Origin of the sequence: Prochlorococcus sp. MIT 1201 (assembly GCF_047303415.1) — a bacterium.
Taxonomy (GTDB): Bacteria; Cyanobacteriota; Cyanobacteriia; order PCC-6307; family Cyanobiaceae; genus Prochlorococcus; species Prochlorococcus marinus_D.
The window spans coordinates 2108350-2126689 of record NZ_CP138947.1 but is presented as its reverse complement, the minus strand read 5'-3'; the positions used below and the strand labels follow the sequence as shown (position 1 = coordinate 2126689).

General features: G+C 49.0%; 17 protein-coding genes. 6 read left to right on the top strand and 11 right to left on the bottom strand.

The genetic code is table 11. The annotated features are described in order from the left end of the window. The first annotated feature begins 1625 nt into the window (after positions 1 to 1625). Positions 1626 to 1787, top strand: a complete 162-nt coding sequence (locus tag SIB41_RS10320; RefSeq protein WP_071818094.1) for a rubredoxin — start codon at positions 1626 to 1628, stop codon at positions 1785 to 1787. A gap of 1252 nt (positions 1788 to 3039) precedes the next feature. On the opposite strand, the gene SIB41_RS10315 is transcribed toward SIB41_RS10320, so the two are convergent. From SIB41_RS10315 to SIB41_RS10305, 3 genes are all read right to left on the bottom strand, one after another. Next, positions 3040 to 4161, bottom strand: coding sequence for a mechanosensitive ion channel family protein (locus SIB41_RS10315; protein WP_413358690.1), 1122 nt, complete (start codon positions 4159 to 4161; stop codon positions 3040 to 3042). Positions 4162 to 5436: 1275 nt separating this feature from the next. Next, positions 5437 to 5592 carry a hypothetical protein gene (locus tag SIB41_RS10310; protein ID WP_413358687.1) on the bottom strand — a complete coding sequence of 52 codons (156 nt, stop codon included), beginning with the start codon at positions 5590 to 5592 and terminating at the stop codon, positions 5437 to 5439. Between the two features lie 145 nt (positions 5593 to 5737). Next, positions 5738 to 5881 (bottom strand): hypothetical protein, encoded by a 144-nt coding sequence (locus SIB41_RS10305; protein ID WP_413358684.1) that lies wholly within the window; start codon positions 5879 to 5881, stop codon positions 5738 to 5740. A gap of 931 nt (positions 5882 to 6812) precedes the next feature. Here SIB41_RS10305 and SIB41_RS10300 point away from each other — a divergent pair. Continuing rightward, positions 6813 to 7217: a Paralytic/GBP/PSP peptide gene (locus SIB41_RS10300; protein WP_413358681.1), complete on the top strand. Its 405-nt coding sequence runs from the start codon at positions 6813 to 6815 to the stop codon at positions 7215 to 7217. 401 nt (positions 7218 to 7618) lie between these two features. Here the strand turns inward: SIB41_RS10300 and SIB41_RS10295 are convergent, their stop codons facing one another. Both SIB41_RS10295 and SIB41_RS10290 read right to left on the bottom strand, forming a co-directional pair. After that, positions 7619 to 7759, bottom strand: a complete 141-nt coding sequence (locus SIB41_RS10295; RefSeq protein ID WP_413358679.1) for a hypothetical protein — start codon at positions 7757 to 7759, stop codon at positions 7619 to 7621. A 417-nt stretch (positions 7760 to 8176) separates the two neighbouring features. Further along, on the bottom strand, positions 8177 to 8674 hold the full coding sequence (locus tag SIB41_RS10290; RefSeq protein WP_413358676.1) for a DUF2062 domain-containing protein: 498 nt from the start codon (positions 8672 to 8674) through the stop codon (positions 8177 to 8179). A 65-nt stretch (positions 8675 to 8739) separates the two neighbouring features. Between SIB41_RS10290 and mnmE the strand changes: the two genes are divergently transcribed. From mnmE to SIB41_RS10270, 4 genes are all read left to right on the top strand, one after another. Continuing rightward, positions 8740 to 10137 carry a tRNA uridine-5-carboxymethylaminomethyl(34) synthesis GTPase MnmE gene (mnmE, locus tag SIB41_RS10285; protein ID WP_413358674.1) on the top strand — a complete coding sequence of 466 codons (1398 nt, stop codon included), beginning with the start codon at positions 8740 to 8742 and terminating at the stop codon, positions 10135 to 10137. Positions 10138 to 10234: 97 nt separating this feature from the next. After that, positions 10235 to 11128, top strand: a complete 894-nt coding sequence (nadC, locus tag SIB41_RS10280; RefSeq protein WP_413358671.1) for a carboxylating nicotinate-nucleotide diphosphorylase — start codon at positions 10235 to 10237, stop codon at positions 11126 to 11128. A gap of 375 nt (positions 11129 to 11503) precedes the next feature. Then, positions 11504 to 13315: an arginine--tRNA ligase gene (gene argS, locus SIB41_RS10275; RefSeq protein ID WP_413361515.1), complete on the top strand. Its 1812-nt coding sequence runs from the start codon at positions 11504 to 11506 to the stop codon at positions 13313 to 13315. After that, entirely contained in the window at positions 13315 to 14454 is a 1140-nt protein-coding gene (locus SIB41_RS10270) for a pyridoxal phosphate-dependent aminotransferase (protein WP_413358669.1), read from the top strand. Before argS ends, SIB41_RS10270 begins: the two co-directional genes overlap by 1 nt. Positions 14455 to 14503: 49 nt before the next feature. On the opposite strand, the gene SIB41_RS10265 is transcribed toward SIB41_RS10270, so the two are convergent. The 6 genes from SIB41_RS10265 to prfB all read right to left on the bottom strand — a co-directional run bounded on the left by SIB41_RS10265 (position 14504) and on the right by prfB (position 18277). Then, positions 14504 to 15241, bottom strand: coding sequence for an MBL fold metallo-hydrolase (locus tag SIB41_RS10265; protein WP_413358667.1), 738 nt, complete (start codon positions 15239 to 15241; stop codon positions 14504 to 14506). A gap of 26 nt (positions 15242 to 15267) precedes the next feature. Further along, positions 15268 to 15876: an anthranilate synthase component II gene (locus tag SIB41_RS10260; RefSeq protein ID WP_063407459.1), complete on the bottom strand. Its 609-nt coding sequence runs from the start codon at positions 15874 to 15876 to the stop codon at positions 15268 to 15270. Between the two features lie 14 nt (positions 15877 to 15890). Then, the gene (locus SIB41_RS10255) at positions 15891 to 16349 is read right to left on the bottom strand and encodes a diacylglycerol kinase family protein (RefSeq protein WP_413358665.1); all 459 of its coding nucleotides are present in this window, start codon (positions 16347 to 16349) and stop codon (positions 15891 to 15893) included. Positions 16350 to 16373: 24 nt separating this feature from the next. Then, positions 16374 to 16937: an rRNA maturation RNase YbeY gene (gene ybeY, locus SIB41_RS10250; protein WP_011827313.1), complete on the bottom strand. Its 564-nt coding sequence runs from the start codon at positions 16935 to 16937 to the stop codon at positions 16374 to 16376. Positions 16938 to 16944: 7 nt separating this feature from the next. Next, complete coding sequence (locus SIB41_RS10245; protein WP_413358663.1) at positions 16945 to 17136, bottom strand: DUF3285 domain-containing protein; 192 nt, start codon at positions 17134 to 17136, stop codon at positions 16945 to 16947. A 12-nt stretch (positions 17137 to 17148) separates the two neighbouring features. Further along, positions 17149 to 18277, bottom strand: a protein-coding gene (gene prfB / locus SIB41_RS10240; protein WP_413358661.1) for a peptide chain release factor 2 whose coding sequence is annotated in 2 segments (ribosomal slippage) — positions 17149 to 18201 and positions 18203 to 18277 — 1128 coding nt in all. Because the reading frame shifts where the segments join, the coding sequence is not laid out codon by codon here. Positions 18278 to 18340 lie beyond the last annotated feature (63 nt).

Genomic DNA, 18340 nt, shown 5'->3' with positions numbered 1-18340 from the left:
AGCAGTATTGTGCTTCTAATTATCTAAATCAGGCAAAAAGCTTCACCTGCAAAAAAAGGAAGGCATTCCCCTGGAGCGTAAGGTCACTTATGACACACTTTGAGGCAGTGGGATAAGTGATCCGCTGAAATGACCTTTGCAGTAAAAGCTAGGTAAGGGAGCTCTATCTTCAATGCCCAATCAATTATGCAGACCAGTAGGCGCTTTAACAGCTAGAGATTGGCAAGAACAAAGTCTTGAAATTTATCTCTCAATGAATCAAACTCTTTACGAGTTTGATCATTGATTAGGCCCACATGCCCATTTTCTATGGCAGTGTGGGTTTCATTCAATGCTTTTAGCATGTAATAAATTTCTGATTGGGATTCAAAAGTAAATTTCATGGTAAAAGATATTAATATTATTAAAGTATCGCCGAGAAATGGAATGGGGCAATCTGTATAAACACTCATAAATTTAAATAGTGCACATGTCTATCGAGGGAATTGGCAGGTTGTAAATGTAAAGGGAAAATGAAAATGGTTAGGAAGGCTAAGGGAAGGATCAAGAAACTGTCTCGCGCAAAAGATTACAGACTGAGCTTTACTGGGCAAGGCGAATGAGCATTAACCTTATTCAAGGTGGCTTTCCCTAAAAGGTAATATGATTACCAGTTTAAAATTGAAATGATCGAAAACAAGCCTCTAACATACTGTTGAGGATCAAGATATAAACTCAGGCCTTGACTTGGCTCTATAATAGCGATTATATGTTGCTAAGTCTATATGGGCCATCCTATTGCATTAATCATTGCTATTGCCATGCTGCGCACTCTTTGGCGACTGTTATATTTCTCAGATGCTGCCAGAAACTAGAGCTAAGAGAAAGAGATCTAGGTATCATAAAGTCAACCCAAAAAATAGTTGTTATTTCTAATACTTAGTATACCGGCACGGCTTTCATTCATTAAAAGAGATTGATATTTTACGGCCACACACTAGACATCCTGTGACCGCTAATCGAGGTTCAAATCGGCTTAAAGATACGGTTTATTCTACTGCTGAAGCTCTCTGACTATGAAGAAGAACCTTTTATGATTTGTCAGGAGAATATTAATCTTGCTGGGACCCTTTTCTCACTTAAATCAACAAAGGGATCATTAGCCAAAGCATATCTTAGCGTTGATGCTCTCAGTAAATTTTGTTTTCCATTGGGGAAACGCTCTGCATGAGACCTTCTAGAGGGATGAATTCTGCCAAGAATACGCTCTGCAAAATTGTGCTGTATCAGATTAAGCAGCTAAGAGCAAATCACCCTCAAAGGATATACAAAGACTATCATTGCAATACCTAGAACAAGATGCCGATGAAATAACATGTGGACATGATATCTTGATGGTAGTGGATTTGAACTATCTATCTATACGCATCCGCAAATGCTTTAAGAGTGCAATAGGTTGAGAAGAAGGAACTACTCTTTACTATCCATCGTGAAGATGTAGTACAAAAACCATCCTACACCAACTAGCAATAGCATGATAGCGCCAATTATGTCCCAAGGAATGGAATCCATAATCTACTTTTCAATCCTCACAGTAATAGCTTCATAGCAACTATAGTAGCTTAAGCACAAGCTCAAATCGAACAATGAAAAGGTACGCCTGCAAGGTTTGCACCTATGTCTATGACCCAAGGGTTGGTGACCCGACAAATGGGATCCCACCTGGCACAAGTTTTGCTGATTTGCCCAGAGATTGGAAATGCCCACAATGTAAAGTAGGAAAAGGAAAATTCAAACCATGCAATTGATTCTGCGATCTCAAATTAACCATGCTTTGACTTCAAAAGTAGATGCTGGGATGAAACCACAAAAGCCTTGAAGCTGCTAACAAGACTTAAATAGATCTTAAACTAAGAAACCTGGCAATTTTCAATATCCAAGAGGCCTATAATTCAGATGATGATGATTTGGATTTAGTGGCTTGTTGGCATCAACTTTTAGAAGATGTGACTTAGACCTGAGTTCTCTGCCAGTGCTTGGAAGCAGATCAAAAAAATGCTATTAATTTTGCCGTAAGCCTTAAGAGCAGCTTGCCTGCCTACACAATTGAATATGAAATATCCAAGATTTATTGTGGAGAGATGTGTTGCAGAAAACCTTTATTTGGTTGCAGACCTATCTTCTCGTATTCATTGCTATCCTTGTAATTGCTGTATTTAATAAAATCATTGTCTTCGAATTTATCAGGCTAAGTATTGCTTGAGGCATTTAGAACGTATTTTACTCAGGATCTATTATGCGCGCCACTGTCTCATTCGGCTAGGCAGCTTTAGATCTAAGGATATTAAACTATGAAGAAATTGAGGTGATTGCTCGATCGACTGTATGGATGAGTAGCCTCAGATGAAAGCCACACGCTGAGATTAAAGTTTACATATCATCTTCTTGATTGGCATGTAGAAATATGAGGAAGATAAAGAATGCGGTAAGTTTTCTTATTCGTATTCTCATGGCTTTTTAAATGCTGATTTTGAATCTCTAATTAGGGCACTATCAATCATATGGCTTGATCAAGCAAATAAGTCGATAAAGCAAAAACTTGATTGATTTTTATCTCCTCTTGACTAGTCAATATAATGATATTGATAGTCAATGAAGCCCGATGCTTAATCTGTTCAGTGATTCTCCACTTTTAGCCTCTTGTCAAGCGTCATTAGTGCTCATTTTTGGAGTTATTATGCTACTTCATGCACGTCGAAGCCGTCCTAATCTTAAATGGCATCCAGAATATCGTCAGTTGTTAACTAAAGCCTATGATAACTCGCCCTATGTAAAAGGAAATAAACTATAAAACTAAAACCAAAGCTTAACCTCTGTCATTGATAGAAGTGGATCATGCGATGTTTATTCGATCCCGGTATGCCTTGCTTGCAAAATATGAGATTGAGAACAAAATTATTCTTCGCAAATGAAATCTGATGGTTCGGCTTTGTTCCAGTCGCACATCAATTGCCTGGAAACGTTTGACTCATATTTATAAATGATAGACTTTAGCTTTGTTTACTGCAGTGATCTGTTCGATTTTAGATCTTCACCCAAGCGACTAATTGGATTGTCATCGTTCAGGTTTGGCGCCGGATAGAGGGTGGTGCAATTGAACGCAAAATCAGCACCAGCTTTCTGAACAATGTCTGCAATCTGGAGGAAGACCTCCTGTTGAATATCTAGCCAGTCTTTCCAAACAGTTGTTTTAGTAAAGCAATACACCATCATGTTGATCGAGGAGCTATCCCATTCGTTGAAATTCACTAAGATGCTCTGTTTTTGATCTATCTCTGGATGGCTTAATAGCAGACTACGAACATTCTTGCTAATCGTGTCGATACGGGGCAGATCTTCGTAGCGAAGACTAATGCTGGCCTTGATTCTTCTGTTATACATTCGTCCAGGATTCTCGATCGGAGTAGTCGCAAAGATCGAATTTGGGATATAGAGTGGTCTACGATCAAAGGTGCGAATGCGGGTGTGATACCAGCCAATTTTCTCAACTGTTCCATCATCAAAGCTCGAGACGCTAATCCAGTCACCTTCTGAGAATGGACGAGTAAAAAAGAGCATGAACCCTGCAAGGAAATTCTGAGAAATTTGCTGTGTCCCAAAGCCGAGGCCAATGCCTGCTCCACCAAGCAAAGCGCCTACTGCTGCGGTAGACACTCCAAAAGTCACCATCAGGGCCGCGATAGTTAAAACAATGACTCCAATGGTGAAAACTCGATCCAATAAGGCGGTCAACATCGCCTCATCTCTGGGATCTTCTACCTTCAGCCAGCGTTGAATGCGATTCGATTGAAGGAGCAGTGCCCGGCCGAGATTGATCGTGGCCCAGCCCAGAGCGATCACCACCAGAGCAGTTGAGACTGCTGAACTTTTAATAGGCAACAAGGCCTTAGCTTGCAGTTCCAAGAGGTGTAACAGCCAACCCAAGTAAAGAGCTGAACTAAATCCAAGCAATAAGGGCCTTCGGATGGATCTCGCTACCAGAGGGCCAATCCGCCTTCCGTACTTATCCAGAAGAACGAGTATCAACCAAAGAACAGCTAAGAAAACAGTTCCGACCAGGATCCCTTCTTGACTCTGAAAAAAATCGATCTTGTTGAGCAGCTCTTGTTGCGTATCGGGCATGCGGCTTAATCTGGTTTGAGCAAATCTTACTGAGGAAAGTTGAATCAGGGTAGAGATAAAATTGCCTTTATCACAGCAGACACAATTGATCAAGAACAAGATAAGCCTCTCTCAAGACAATGGTCTGATCCAGAAGTGGTCTGATCAAGAAGTGGTGTGTCTACCAGTTGATTGACAAGACATAGATGCACTGTTTCTTAGTGAATCAGACGATGCCATCTTCCAGACCATTGCAAACATGTAGAACCAGAAAAGCTAGATCAATGAGAGCAAGGAGGCTAACAGTCACTGGTGGCAATTCTGGTTCCAGTCTGAAGTTGATCGTGTCGCTGATGCCGATCTCTTCAGTTGCACCTAAAAATTTATTGATTCTTGCTCATCTGCTGAAGATGATCAGATTGCTGTTGGTTATGGAGTCAGCATTTCTTTAAGCAAGTTTACGATGCTCTTTTGATTAGAGGTGATGGCTTTCGCCACAAATGACTTGATGTAGACAAGGATCATTTTCTTGTCTGAGATGATTGAGTGCATAATTAATTAAGTTCCAAAAAACTAGTTGATAGCCAAATAACCAACTGTTGATGCGAATACCTCAAGCCTAGTTGGATCACTAGTAACCAAGAACTAGCCAGTCAGTTTAAGCCTGAGATTAGTGCCCATCATGGCAAGTCTGCTTAATTTAAGTCAAAGAAGCCTTGTCGGTACAAGTAAGACAAGCAAATCTACTCATGAAGATTTAAGCTATGGATTCGCTAATGCAAAGTCTGCAAACTTCTTGCGTAATGTCTGAAAACCTTTGAGCGACTTCCTGTCCATTTCAAGCAATCCATTCTCAACACACCATTGAGTCTGGTTTAAGGCCTTCAACATGTAATAAATCTCAGTCTGAGATTCAAAGGTGAACTTGACAGCCATAGGAGATTGCTCTTTTGTGGGACCTAGCTTAATAGGAATAAAAGCAAAACGAGCGCGACAAGGATTTTCGCCCGATCCTAAGTAGTGGTGAAGGCGCGATTGGGTTGCTACTTTTAATGAAAACAATCTGATTTTAGTCAACGTTATTTGAGCCCCACCCTTGAAAGCAGGTTGATGTAGATCTGTGAAATAATGTTGTAGCTATCCAGCCTATCCTAATTGCTTGGTGCCTAGATTAATATTTGCCTATTTCACTGCTTAATCTCTATGCAGACCGAATGAATTTCATCTTCAGTTTACATGTAAATGAGAGTTAGTTTCTATGGTGATAATATAAACAACTCCCTATGCGATTTGGCTTTAAACCTGCCTCGAGGGATTTTCTTTAAGGAGTTTCATGAGAACCTTTTGCTGCATCTTAGCCGCACGTAGAATATCTCTTTCTTGCTCGGCCAATGCTAATTCTCTCTGAAGATGATCAATGCGCAGATCAAGCTCTTTCTCACTGCTACTCATGTTGGCTTCCGATCCATTAGGGGCAGGCTTAAGGCCTTCGCAGCTTAGATTCTATCCCTTCTTTAAGGGCATCCTATTAGAAACATTATAAATATCTAAATTGAAGCAGGCCTCATGGATAGATTCGAAAGAATCAAAGCTTGAATCACAGTTGACAGGCATTTGTCTTGAATTTGTTGATGATCTTAGGATCAGCACGCCACTCCGGAGAGAGTCCTTTGGGCTCGTAGATTTCGCCAGTGCTTGCGTTGCCCACAAAAATGGTGTTGCCAGTGTCAGCGTCTGACATCCACAGGCAAAGCATACGAATCGTTGGTTAACCGCCAACAATCATTAGCAAGCCTGCCGAAAGGAGGAGGATGTGGATTGAGCCTCTGCAGATATGATTAATACAATCACAGAGCATAGGGCTGAGAGTATTTGTTTCACTTGACCATAGAATGATTTATAATAATATATTCATTAGCGTTCATGCAATGTCGATAAGGAAGAATAGATGTTGTTGGTGCAACATCACGCAGGCCCTCCTGTTTTGACCTTGACATTCGATTAAAATAGTTCTGTCACTTGCACTAAGCCGATGCCAGACCTTTCACTTCCTGCTATCCTGGCAATTGCAGCACTTGTAGCTCTTATTCCTATTGCATTTGGTGGCTTTCTTGCTGTCAAGCGTCGTACAATCACGAGTTAACTCATTTGCTTTACCTTGTAGGTGTCGTTTTAATATCAACCTCCAAAAAGCTCTAGGATGACTCCGACACTTGCTACTTTTATTCAATCAATTCGATCCTTGATGAGCTCCTAAGTAACCTGAGTCAAGAGAGAATCCTCAGAAGTGATCTTGATGACTGGTCACTGCTGAGGCACCAAAGTGATCAAATCACCTTGAGGCAGTTAAAATGATTTGATTACTTTCAAAACGACAATTCTTAAACCAATTGCTTCCGTCATGCGCGATCAGCAGACAATAGAAATGTGTTATCTGCTAACAAAGAGGTGATTAGCCCGGCTAAAGGTTTTGAACGATTGATCGCAGGGCATGGTATGCCTGCCATATTTCTTGATTTGGGTAACGGTAACCTTCGTCCTCAGGTTTGGCTTATCTTGGTTATTGGAGCCTCTATATCTAGCCAATACTGCTCTTGCCCCTACACCTGAACACATTTCAAGTCTTACCCCGGGCTATGTTCGGAGTAGTGGTGTCCGTCTGCTGTGCCGGCTTGACGCTTCCCGTAAGGGCTGAAGCTGGTTGTGCAGCCTTTGAGGCTATTGGATGGAATGAAAATTTAGCCTCTGGTGCAAAGTCTGGTTTGATAACTGGTGGCAGTTGGAGATGTTCCAATACTTACGCTGCTGGGGCAGGCTTTGTATCTGATGATTATGCAGTTACTGTCCATACTTGTTTTGATGAAATATTCTGCAGTGATAGGGGCTTTGAAGTAGGAGCTATATACGTTCAGGTCAATAATGATGGAATAAAAGGTAATTTCAGGGCTAGAGGACAGGTTCTCAAGACAGATCGTAAGAGCATGAAGGTGAAACAGGTGGATTCTGATGTTGCATATAGCTGGACTGATGGTGAATACAATGAGTTCAATACTGCATCACTGTTGATAGATCGCTAGCATTAGAGAAGTTTGTCGTTGCTAGGATGAACATCAAGCAACGACAGCAAAGAAGATATCTACATTTAATCGACGGCCTCAGCTCTTTTGCCAAATTTATCTATTCCCGACTCATTCAAGTCTTTAAGGGATTGATTCTTTCACCTTCCAGGCCTATCTCCTGGAGGTTGATTGTTTAGCGTCTATATTGTTGTATATTATATTGCCATAATTTCTTTAGTGCTGGAATTAGCATCACTTCTGTTGCCTTTTGCTGGTCCAGGAGTTAAGGCTGTCATCGAACTGATTTTTTACACACTTGTAACTTTTGGGTTAAAGTCTTTGTTTTATAAACAATAAGACATCTCGACAGAGATGTTATAAGGGAAGAGCTCAAATGCAGAAAATTATAGTTATTGTCCTCAGTCTAGGTCTTCTTCATCAAGGAATCGATTGGCTACTAGGGCATCGATCACTGCGAGCAAGGCGCCGCAACCCCAGATCAAACGCCAGAGCTGTTCTTCGGCAAATAAAGAAAGGCTGAGGAAGATCAGCGCAAGCACCACATCGAGAAGAAGTGAGGGCGTATCAGTCTCGGGGGTAGTGAAGGCATTCGTTTCAATTAAGTGATTAGCATGACGATAAGCTAGCCCTAGAACGCTGCAGATTATTGACAAATTTCATCAAGAAAAAGAATTTTGAGTTATTTAAAGTTTGGCTATGAGTAACACTAAAGACTTTTTGCTGCCCGCGATGTGGCAGTCAGGGGTATATACCTTAGGCTTGTAAGGGTTGATATTCCTGGACTGTACTTTCATGGCTATGATAATAACTCTTCTGGCATCAATATTTTCTCCATTTTCTGGAAGTCATGCAATTAATAACACCAAAGAGGCAACAAAGAATGGGCATGCTGCCAAGATTTTGCAGCGATGGATGTATGGTTAAGCAATCTGTAATCTCAGTAGGCTAATTTCTATTTAGTCATGTTTACTTTGGCTTCGCCTGCGATAAAACCGCTGTCGTGTTTTTGCTGGCCCTTTGAGCCACCCATAGACAACACAGCTTGCGAATAGAGCCACGCTTGCTCCTACCAAGCTTGATCCAAGTAAAAGGCGAGTGCTGAAGGTCCAGCCTTGAGCCCAAAGGTTTTGGCTATTGAGTTGCGTGAGGTCAAACTCGTTTTGTCCTTGGTCAAGTAGGGCAGAGCCAACTTGATAGTTGAACCAATAGAGCGGCAAATAGGTGATCGGGTTACTGATCCAGGTGCCTATGGCTGCCAGTACATGGTTTCCTCGCACCACACTGGCCAAGGCGACACCCAGCAGTGTCTGTAATCCGAAGAAAGGGAAGCAGCCGCTGAACACTCCCGCTGCGACTCCTCGTGCCCGTTGCCCGGGTGTACCTTCTTGTTGCCAGAGCCAAACAAGCCAGCGGCGCAGTCGCCTGATGATGCCCTGCAGGGTTTGCTGGATCATGGCCAGACCGAAGCAATGGTGCTGCAGGGTGGCGTTGATCGTAGGAAGGGTTGAAGGTACCAGTGATGATGTCTTCTCCTATCCCGCATCAACAAACGATTGCCGCAGTGGCAACCGCGGTTGCACCAGGCCAAGGGGGTATTGCTGTGGTGCGGCTTTCTGGGCCTGCGGCTGAGGTCGTTGGGCGGAGTGTGGTGTCGATCCCGGGGCAACAACTTTGGGCTAGTCATTGTGTGTTGTATGGCCATGTGATGGATGAGAGCGGCAAGGAACGGATCGATGAGGTTCTTGTGTTGCTGATGAAGGGGCCACGCAGTTTCACTGGCGAGGATGTTGTGGAGATCCACTGTCATGGTGGATTGATGGCTGTTCAGCGGGTGCTTGAGCGTGTGTTGGCTCAGCCGCATGTACGTCGGGCACTACCTGGAGAGTTCAGCCAGCGGGCAGTGCTCAACGGCCGCCTTGACCTCACCCAGGCGGAGGCGATCAGTGAACTTGTGGCGGCGCGTAGTCGTCGAGCAGCCCAGTTGGCGATGACGGGAGTCGATGGAGGTATTCAGCGCCGCATCACCTCCCTGCGGGAAAGGTTGTTGGATCAGCTCAGTGAGCTGGAGGCCAGGGTTGATTTTGAGGAGGATCTCCCTCCTCTTGATGGTGCTGAGCTGTTGGTTGAGTTGCAGCGCGTGCGGCGAGAGCTCGAACAGCTTGTTGAAGATGCCAAGCGTGGTGATGTGCTGCGTCAGGGGCTACAGGTGGCTCTGGTTGGTCGCCCTAATGTTGGTAAGAGTTCCCTCTTGAATCGCCTCAGCCGCCGGGAGCGGGCGATCGTGACGGATCTTCCTGGTACGACCAGGGATGTCTTGGAGAGCGAGATTGTGCTGGAGGGTGTGCCGATCACCTTGGTTGACACCGCAGGCATTCGCGCCACACAGGATGCGCTGGAGCAACTTGGGATAGACCGTAGTCATCAGGCTCTCGCTGCAGCTGATGTGGCGGTGTTGGTGTTTGATCTCAGCCTGGGATGGACATCCGAAGATGCGGCGTTGCTCGCTCAGATCCCAGATGATCTGCCAAGGCTTCTTGTGGGTAATAAAGCTGATCTTCAGCCTGCCTCGATGGCTGCTTCACTTGGCAATCAGGTCGATGGCAAGACTGTGGATGTGATGTTGAGCGCACTCACTGGGCAAGGAGAAGAGGCCTTGATTGAGGCTGTTTTGAAGACTTGTGGGGCCAGCGAAGCGCAGGGGTTGGTGGTTGCTCTCAATCAACGGCAGCAAGATCTTGCCGCAACAGCAGCAATTGCCTTGAGCCGTAGTCAGGAAGCAGCAGAGCATCAGTTGCCCTGGGATTTCTGGACCATTGATCTGAGGCAAGCGATCAGCAGCTTGGGGGAAATTACTGGCGAGGAGATCACAGAAGCTGTGCTTGATCGAATCTTTTCACGTTTTTGTATTGGCAAGTAGGCATACATGGAAACTCACTATTGTTAATTCATAGTGCCAAAATGCTTTTTTCTGCCTAGTTAATCACTCCTCGAAAGCTTGTCTTTTTGTTTGCAAGATGTTTTCAATGCCAGTCTCTTCACCTTCGCTGACTTTGACGCCAGAACTGAGAAGCAGACTTGAGAGCTGGTTGTCAGAAGATCTCGGTCGTGGTGATCTCACCGCTCCTGCTTTGTTTGGTTGTCATGGTCGTGCGTGTTGGCGAGCGAAAGCCGATGGTCTGTTTTGTGGTGGAGTGCTCGTTGAGCCATTGCTGCATGCGCTTGATCCAAAGGCCAGGGTGCAGCTTCTCGTCACTGAAGGGGCTTCAGTTTCAGTTGGCCAAGACTTACTGCGGCTTGAGGGGCAGGCCTCAGCGTTGGCGGCTGTTGAGCGCACAGCACTGAATTTGGCGATGCGATTGTCTGGCGTGGCAACCGCAACTGCCGCGCTCGTGGATCAGTTGCGTGGGTCGTCTGTGCGCTTGGCTGACACCCGTAAGACCACTCCTGGGTTACGTGTGTTGGAGAAGTACGCCGTTCGCTGTGGGGGGGGAGTGAATCACCGTTGTGGTTTGGATGATGCCGCCATGCTCAAGGAGAATCATCTGGCCTGGGCAGGTGGAATCACGGTAGCTGTCGCCGCTGTTCGCACAAGCGCACCATGGCCAGCTCAAGTGATCGTTGAATCTGAAACTGCAGAGCAGGCTGATGAGGCGATTCGGGCTGGAGCCAATGGTGTGCTGCTCGATGAATTTTCCCCTGCTCAGTTGCAAGATTTGGTGCCTCGCTTGCGTCTATTGGCAGAGCAGCGAGCTGAAGGGCCTGTGGTTCTGGAGGCGTCTGGTGTTAACCCTGCCCAATTGCATGCCTATGCGGCAACGGGGATTGACTTGATTTCGACGAGTGCTCCGGTGACGCGCAGTTCCTGGCTTGATATCAGCATGCGGTTTGAATCAACGACGCCTGCTTAAGAGGTATTTAGGTTGTTCGGCTTTAAGCCAACCTTCTTCCCGGTCAAGCGACTGCCTCAAGCTCTGCGCTGAAACTCAGTATTCAAAACACTATGAGCTGATCAGGAGAACGAATCACGCAAGGATCAATCAGTGCATTGGCTCTGGGTGTCTAGCTTTTGTTGAGCCGCCTATTGAGCCGAGAACCTAGACGGAGAAGGCAGCTCTCAGGTTGAGCTAGGCAAGCTATTCCTGAAGCCCGTTCACTGTTCAAAAGATCAGCGCGCAGTGTTGTTGGTGATTGCTTGAGAACAGTGCTGAAGCAGGCTTGCTGGTTGCCGGCATCGTGGTCAGTGATGATCAGGGTGATTGCAGGCCCATTTCGCTTCGGAGTTCATGCTCAGCCTTGCCCACGCTCTGGAGAGTCAACTGCGTGCGGCGATCGACCGTGCCTTCCCTGAAGCCGCAGCCTCAGCACGTGTGAGTGGCACTGGATTGGATCCACAATTGGCCCCAGCCAGCAAACCTGAATTTGGTGATTTTCAGGCCAATGCTGCCTTACCCCTCGCTAAGCCGCTCAAGCAGCCTCCGCGTCAAATTGCTGCAGCGATTGTCGACCAGCTGATGGTCGATACGGCATTCAATGCCATTTGCTTGGCGCCAGAAATTGCTGGGCCAGGTTTCATTAATCTCACCGTCCGGCCCGAATGCTTGGCTGCTGAAGTGCAAGCAAGGCTGGCTGATGCTCGTCTGGGCGTGCCGCTGGTGGAGGGCGATAACGATGGGCAACAGCCCACTCCAGTGGTGGTGGATTTCTCCAGCCCCAACATCGCCAAGGAGATGCATGTGGGGCACTTGCGTTCCACGATCATTGGCGATTCCCTGGCTCGGGTGTTGGAGTTTCGTGGACACCCCGTGCTGCGTCTTAACCATGTAGGCGATTGGGGTACGCAGTTTGGGATGTTGATTACCCACTTGAAGCAAGTGGCACCAGAGGCTCTTGAAACAGCTGATGCTGTTGATCTTGGCGATCTTGTGGTGTTTTATCGCCAGGCGAAGCAACGCTTTGATGACGACGAGGCTTTTCAGACCACCTCCCGTGAGGAGGTGGTGAAATTGCAAGGGGGTGATCCTCTTTCCTTGAAGGCTTGGAGTTTGCTATGTGATCAGTCGCGCCGTGAATTTCAAAAGATCTACGATCGGCTTGATGTTCGTCTCAACGAGCGCGGCGAATCGTTTTATAACGTCTATCTCGAGAGCGTCGTTGAGGATCTAAATGTCTCCGGTTTGCTCGTTAGCGATGACGGCGCTCAGTGTGTCTTCCTTGAGGGTGTTACGGGTAAGGACGGCAAACCTCTGCCTGTGATTGTTCAGAAGAGTGATGGTGGCTTCAATTACGCCACCACCGATCTGGCAGCCATTCGCTATCGCTTTGCTGCTCCTCCCCAAGGTGATGGCGCTCGGCGTGTGATTTACGTGACCGATGCTGGCCAGGCCAATCATTTCGCTGGCGTCTTTCAGGTTGCTCAGCGCGCAGGTTGGATCCCTGATGCTGGTCGTCTCCAGCACGTGCCTTTTGGCTTGGTGCAGGGAGAAGATGGCAAGAAGCTCAAAACGCGTGCTGGTGACACGGTGCGTCTGCGTGAGTTGCTCGATGAGGCTGTCGAGCGCGCTGAGTCTGATCTGCGCCGTCGGCTGCAGGAGGAAGGTCGGGATGAAGATGAATCTTTTATTGAGCAGGTGGCCATCACGGTGGGGCTGGCAGCAGTGAAGTATGCCGATCTCAGCCAGAACCGAATCACCAACTACCAGTTCAGTTTTGATCGCATGCTTGCTCTACAGGGCAATACAGCTCCCTATCTGCTTTATGCCGTTGTTCGTATCGCCGGTATTGCGCGCAAGGGGGGCGATCTTGATGTCACTACGGCTGAGCTTCAGTTCAGTGAAACGCAGGAATGGGCTTTAGTGCGGGAGTTACTCAAGTTTGATGCAGTGATCGCCGAAGTTGAGGAGGAGTTGTTACCAAATCGTCTCTGCACCTATCTGTTTGAGCTCAGCCAGGTGTTTAATCGCTTTTATGATCAGGTGCCGGTGTTGAAAGCTGAGCAACCCTCTCGTAGCTGTCGCCTAGCGCTCTGCCGGCTCACGGCAGATACCCTAAAACTAGGGCTGTCGTTGTTGGGTATTCCCACGCTGGAGCGGATGTGATGGGGTCTTCACCTTCACGAATGAGTTCTGGGGCCCCCGCTCCTCGGGTGGAAGTGGAGTGTCTGAAGGCCTATAGCGCTCCGCTTGAGGGTCGCCGTGGATTGCTGCGCCTTGATTTCAATGAAAATACGATCGGCCCTAGCCCTCGTGTACTAGAGGCGTTGCGAGCGATTCCTGCTGATCAGATCGCCGTTTATCCGGAGTACGACGGGTTGCGAGAAGCGGTGGTGGCCAATTTGAGCAATCGTGATCAGGGCCGACCAGGGCTGACCCAGCCACTTAGCCCTAGTCAGATTGGCTTGTTTAACGGCGTTGATGCAGCGATTCACGCCATCTTTCATGCCTATGGCGATCGTGGTGATCGCTTACTGACAACGAGCCCTACCTTTGGCTACTACACGCCCTGCGCCCAGATGCAAGGGATGGAGATTTTGGCCATTCCCTATGAAGGCAGCGATTTTCGCTTCCCTCTGCAGGTGATCCGCACGCTTTTGCAAGAGAAGCGGCCGAGATTGCTGTTGCTTTGCAATCCCAACAACCCCACAGGCACTCGCTTGGCACCAGAACAGATTCAGCAACTTGCCATTGCTGCGCCTGAAACGTTAGTGGTAGTCGATGAGCTTTATGAGGCGTTCACAGGTGACAGCGTGATGCCTCTTGCAGACTTCACTGCAACACCAAATTTGTTGGTGTTGCGTTCGCTGGCCAAAACCGCAGGTTTGGCTGGTCTGCGCATGGGGTTCGCGATCGGCTCTGCTGATGTGATCGATCGCGTCAGTCGTGTGACTGGGCCTTATGACATCAATAGCTTTGCGGTAACAGCAGCTTTCGCGGCTCTTGATGATCAGGCTTACGTGGATGCCTACGTGGCTGATGTGTCGAAGGCGCGTGAGTGGCTCAGAAGCCGCCTTGATGCTTCTGGGGTGCGTTACCACCTCGATGGAGGGAATTACCTGTTGATCTGGCCGCAGCAGCAACTAGCAGAGGTGGAAGCAGCCTTACGCAAGCGGGGCATCTTGGTTCGGCTGATGACTGGCAAACCGCTGATTGATGGATCCTTGCGGGTCAGCATCGGCACGATTGAGCAAATGCAGCAATTTTGGCAAGCCTTTGCCACTGTTGAGTTTCTTGCAGCCTGAGTGACCGGAAAGACATGCTGATCGACTCACTCAGGCTATGGATGCGCTGTTAGCGCATCACCTCAATGACGGGTCCATCACCCAGATCGCTCGGCAGGCTGATGGTCGTTCCTGTCTGCTTGACCGGTGTACCTGCCATCGCATCAAGGAATGGTTGCACCCCTGTTTGATCACAGTCGCTTGGCGCTGCACCACTCACGTATTGCACTGGGATGACTCGGCGTGGATTGAGTGCATTGACGACTTGTGCTGCTTCAGCGCCGTCATAGACCTTGGCACCACCCCCTACGCCGATGATCAAGACGTCGGGACGTCCAAGTAGAACTTTGTCTTCTCCCGATAACGAGGCAGCGCTGCCGCCAAGGTGAGCAAATTGCAGGCCGCCTTGTTGCCAGCGCCAGAGGGTGGCTTGGCCGAAACGGCGACCGCCTAGGCGGTCATGGGGAGCCGCAAATCCCTCTAGGTTTAAGCCGCCAATGCGGTATGAACCTGGTTGCACGAAAAAGCGACCACTCGCGACTCGAGCCCCTTCATCAGCGAGCTCAGAGCTGGCAAGGATCACAGTGGCATTGACGCGAGGCTCGCGTAGGCCTGCGGCGCAGCCCACGGCCTTGAATGGGTTGAGCAACACCGATTGCCCACCCCCTTGGATCAGCAGGGCACTGTGGCCATAACTGGTGATTGTGACCCCACCGGCCATCACTGAGGATGCCGTAGACAGCATCAAACCCACTGCTGTTGCGGCGGATAGGCTGCGCGGCTTCAGAACCTTGAAGCGGGAAGGCATGAGTGGAAGTGATTAGGGTATGGAAGTTAGCAGTGCTTTTCGTTTGGTTCTGTCAGACGCAAAAAGTTGGTAAGCAGTTGATGGCCGGCTTCAGTGAGCACACTTTCGGGATGGAACTGCACTCCTTGTAGATGGGTGTGTGTTCGATGACGTAGGCCCATGATTGTGCCGTCCTCTAGCCATGCTGTGACTTCTAGGCAGTCCGGCAGGCTCTCTCGCTCTGCAATCAGGCTGTGATATCTGGTAGCAGTGAGTGGTAGCGGTAAGTCTTTAAACAGCCCTTCACCGTTGTGCAGCACAGGCGAGGTTTTGCCATGCATCAGTTCATGTGCTTGCACCACCTTGCCTCCGTAGGCTTGAGCTAGGGCTTGATGCCCCAAGCACACCCCGAGGGTGGGGATTGTGGGAGCCAGCTCGGTCAGCACCTCTAGGCAAACTCCGGATTGATCAGGATTGCCTGGGCCTGGTGAGAGCAGGATGGCGGCGGGATCTAGCTCCCTAATTTGGCTTAGGCAGAGAGCATCGTTGCGCTCAACCCGTAGATCAGCAGCGACAGGATGCTTTGCGGCCAGTTCCCCTAAATACTGCACCAGGTTGAAGGTGAAGCTGTCGTAGTTGTCGATAATCAGGAGCATGGGGCTGCAGGGCGTCAGAGCCCTAGGCGGATACGTAGAGGAGGGAGCAGCAGCAGTAAGGCAATCAGTAGAGAGCTAATGGCGGCAACCATCACAGCAGCAGCAGCAGTGTCTTTGGCGATGCGGGCAAGGGGGTGAAAGCGGCGACCGATTGCTAGGTCCACCACAGCTTCGATGGATGTATTGAGCAACTCCAAGACAAGCACTGCCGCCACCGTGAGAACCAAGACGGCTAGATCGTTGAGATTCAGTTGCAGCCAGAGCCCCAAACCGAAAACGACGGTGCCGATCACGACATGGATGCGGAAGTTGCGCTGACTGACGATGCCATAGGCCAGACCTTGGGTTGCGTAGCGAAAGCTGCTTGGTAGGTCTGCGGCAATTCGCCAGGCTCCCCGCCGGGCAGCTTGATGCCCTTGGCTGGATAGTGGGGTGATCTCTTCGGACAACAAATTGTTGGTCTGAGGGAGCATGTAGTGATCTCTTGGATTGCATCACTAGTGGTGATGAACCTTACCGTTGATGCTGAGAAGTTGCTCTTGGTAGCTCAGCATCGTTTTCAGGCTCTGATCTGTTGGGTGGTCCCAGCCCAGTAGATGCAGGAGGCCATGGCTTACCAGCCAGCGGAGCTCTAGGCCAAGTTCATGGCTGTGTTGTTTGGCTTGGCGTTGTGCTGTTTGCACTGAGACGACAATGTCGCCCAGTTCGACGCAAGTGTCTGTTGGTAGGACGAGGCTGTTATCCAGTGCTGGGAAGGAGAGGACGTCAGTCGTTTCAGATCGTTGACGCCAAGCGTGATTCAGTTCAGTGATGGTGGCGTCATCCGTGAGTTGAAGTCCCAGGCTGAGCATCGGGCTGAGGCGCACAATCTCAGGACAGGTCAGGGTTGGGTCACGACGGACGCTTTCAATCCAGGCTGTGAGGTCTTGCTGCCAGGGACTTGCGTTAGTGAGGCGGCGCTTTGTGTCTGCATCAACCAAGCTCGTCAAGGCATCATCGTTGGCGGGATGAAAGGCCAGATCGAGGTCGAGGTTGATCGGAGAGGTTTGCAGTGCGCTCATGCGCGCATCAATGGGGAAGTGTGGGCCTGCCTAGCCAGGCGATCATCAAGATGAACCCCACAACGCCAAAGGTGGTGAGGCCGAAGTGCCACAGGCTCTGTCCACCTTTGCGCACCATGTTGCGCATCGCCAGTTTCACGAAGCTTGGCGGTGGTGTTGCTTGTGATGGAGGCTCCTTGGAGCTTGGATCTGTCGTCATTGCATGTCTGATTTAGTGATCCATATCACTGCCTGGACGATCGACACCCTGACGCAGCAGGGTCTGAATGAATCGGTCTAAATCACCATTCATCACCGCTTGCACGTCTGTGGTTTCTTCTGCTGTGCGTAGGTCTTTCACCATTTGGTAGGGATGGAAGACATAGTTGCGGATCTGATTGCCCCAGGCAGCTTCAACGATATCGCCGCGGATGTCAGCGATCTCGGCAGCACGCTGCTCCTGGGCGATCACCATCAGCTTGGCTTTCAGTAGAGCCAATGCCTTTTCTTTGTTTTGTAGTTGTGAGCGCTCTTGCGTACAGCGCACCGCTAATCCTGTTGGGATATGCAGAATGCGTACGGCTGTCTCCACCTTGTTGACGTTTTGGCCCCCGGCGCCCCCGGAGCGGCTGGTGGTGACTTCTAGATCTTTCTCGGGGATATCGAGCTCTACTTCCTGATCGATTTTTGGCATGATCTCCACGCCTGCAAAGCTTGTTTGGCGCTTGCCATTGGCGTTGAAAGGAGAGATTCTCACCAAGCGGTGGGTGCCCTTTTCATTACGCAGATAGCCGTAGGCATAGCGGCCTTCAATCTCTACCGTTGCGCTTTTAATTCCTGCCTCTTCCCCTTCGGAAAGCTCGTCCACGGTCACTGTCATGTCGTGATCCTCTGCCCAGCGGGTGTACATCCTGAGCAGCATCTGAGCCCAGTCTTGAGCATCTGTGCCACCAGCTCCAGCGTTAATTGAGAGCACGGCGCCTTCCTTGTCGTACTCGCCGCTAAGTAGTCGTTCGAGCTCCCAGCGATCAAGCCCTTGGCGCAGCTGTTTCAGCCCCGATTGGGCTTCGCTGAGCATCTCGTCGTCTGGCTCCAGGTCGTAGAGCTCTAAGGTTGCCTGGGCATCATTGACGGCACTACGCCAGAGCGTGATTTGCGTCAGCTGGGCTTTAACTTCGTCCAGCTGACGCATCTGCTTCTGGGCGTTTTGCTGGTCGTTCCAGAAATCTGGTTGAGCAGCGAGTTGCTCGAGATCTTGTTGGCGAGCGTTTAGAGCAGGAACGTCAAAGACAGTCCTGGGCTTGGCCCAGGCGGTCGGTGAGCTCAGAAAGATCGCGTTTGAAGTCGGTGAGGTCCAGCAACGTTGGTGCTTGAGTCCAGAGATCTGACGCTATCAGCGGGGCCAGCCTGCATAGGATCTCAGT

Bases quoted from the DNA above. Each gene is read 5' to 3' on its own strand.
- SIB41_RS10270 (WP_413358669.1), top strand. From the start codon at position 13,315: ATGGGGTCTTCACCTTCACGAATGAGTTCTGGGGCCCCCGCTCCTCGG.
- nadC (WP_413358671.1), top strand. From the start codon at position 10,235: ATGTTTTCAATGCCAGTCTCTTCACCTTCGCTGACTTTGACGCCAGAA.
- SIB41_RS10255 (WP_413358665.1), bottom strand. From the start codon at position 16,349: ATGCTCCCTCAGACCAACAATTTGTTGTCCGAAGAGATCACCCCACTA.
- mnmE (WP_413358674.1), top strand. From the start codon at position 8,740: ATGATGTCTTCTCCTATCCCGCATCAACAAACGATTGCCGCAGTGGCA.
- SIB41_RS10290 (WP_413358676.1), bottom strand. From the start codon at position 8,674: ATGATCCAGCAAACCCTGCAGGGCATCATCAGGCGACTGCGCCGCTGG.
- SIB41_RS10320 (WP_071818094.1), top strand. From the start codon at position 1,626: ATGAAAAGGTACGCCTGCAAGGTTTGCACCTATGTCTATGACCCAAGG.
- SIB41_RS10265 (WP_413358667.1), bottom strand. From the start codon at position 15,241: ATGCCTTCCCGCTTCAAGGTTCTGAAGCCGCGCAGCCTATCCGCCGCA.
- SIB41_RS10305 (WP_413358684.1), bottom strand. From the start codon at position 5,881: ATGTCAGACGCTGACACTGGCAACACCATTTTTGTGGGCAACGCAAGC.
- SIB41_RS10260 (WP_063407459.1), bottom strand. From the start codon at position 15,876: ATGCTCCTGATTATCGACAACTACGACAGCTTCACCTTCAACCTGGTG.
- SIB41_RS10315 (WP_413358690.1), bottom strand. From the start codon at position 4,161: ATGCCCGATACGCAACAAGAGCTGCTCAACAAGATCGATTTTTTTCAG.
- SIB41_RS10310 (WP_413358687.1), bottom strand. From the start codon at position 5,592: ATGAGTAGCAGTGAGAAAGAGCTTGATCTGCGCATTGATCATCTTCAG.
- ybeY (WP_011827313.1), bottom strand. From the start codon at position 16,937: ATGAGCGCACTGCAAACCTCTCCGATCAACCTCGACCTCGATCTGGCC.
- SIB41_RS10245 (WP_413358663.1), bottom strand. From the start codon at position 17,136: ATGACGACAGATCCAAGCTCCAAGGAGCCTCCATCACAAGCAACACCA.
- argS (WP_413361515.1), top strand. From the start codon at position 11,504: ATGCTCAGCCTTGCCCACGCTCTGGAGAGTCAACTGCGTGCGGCGATC.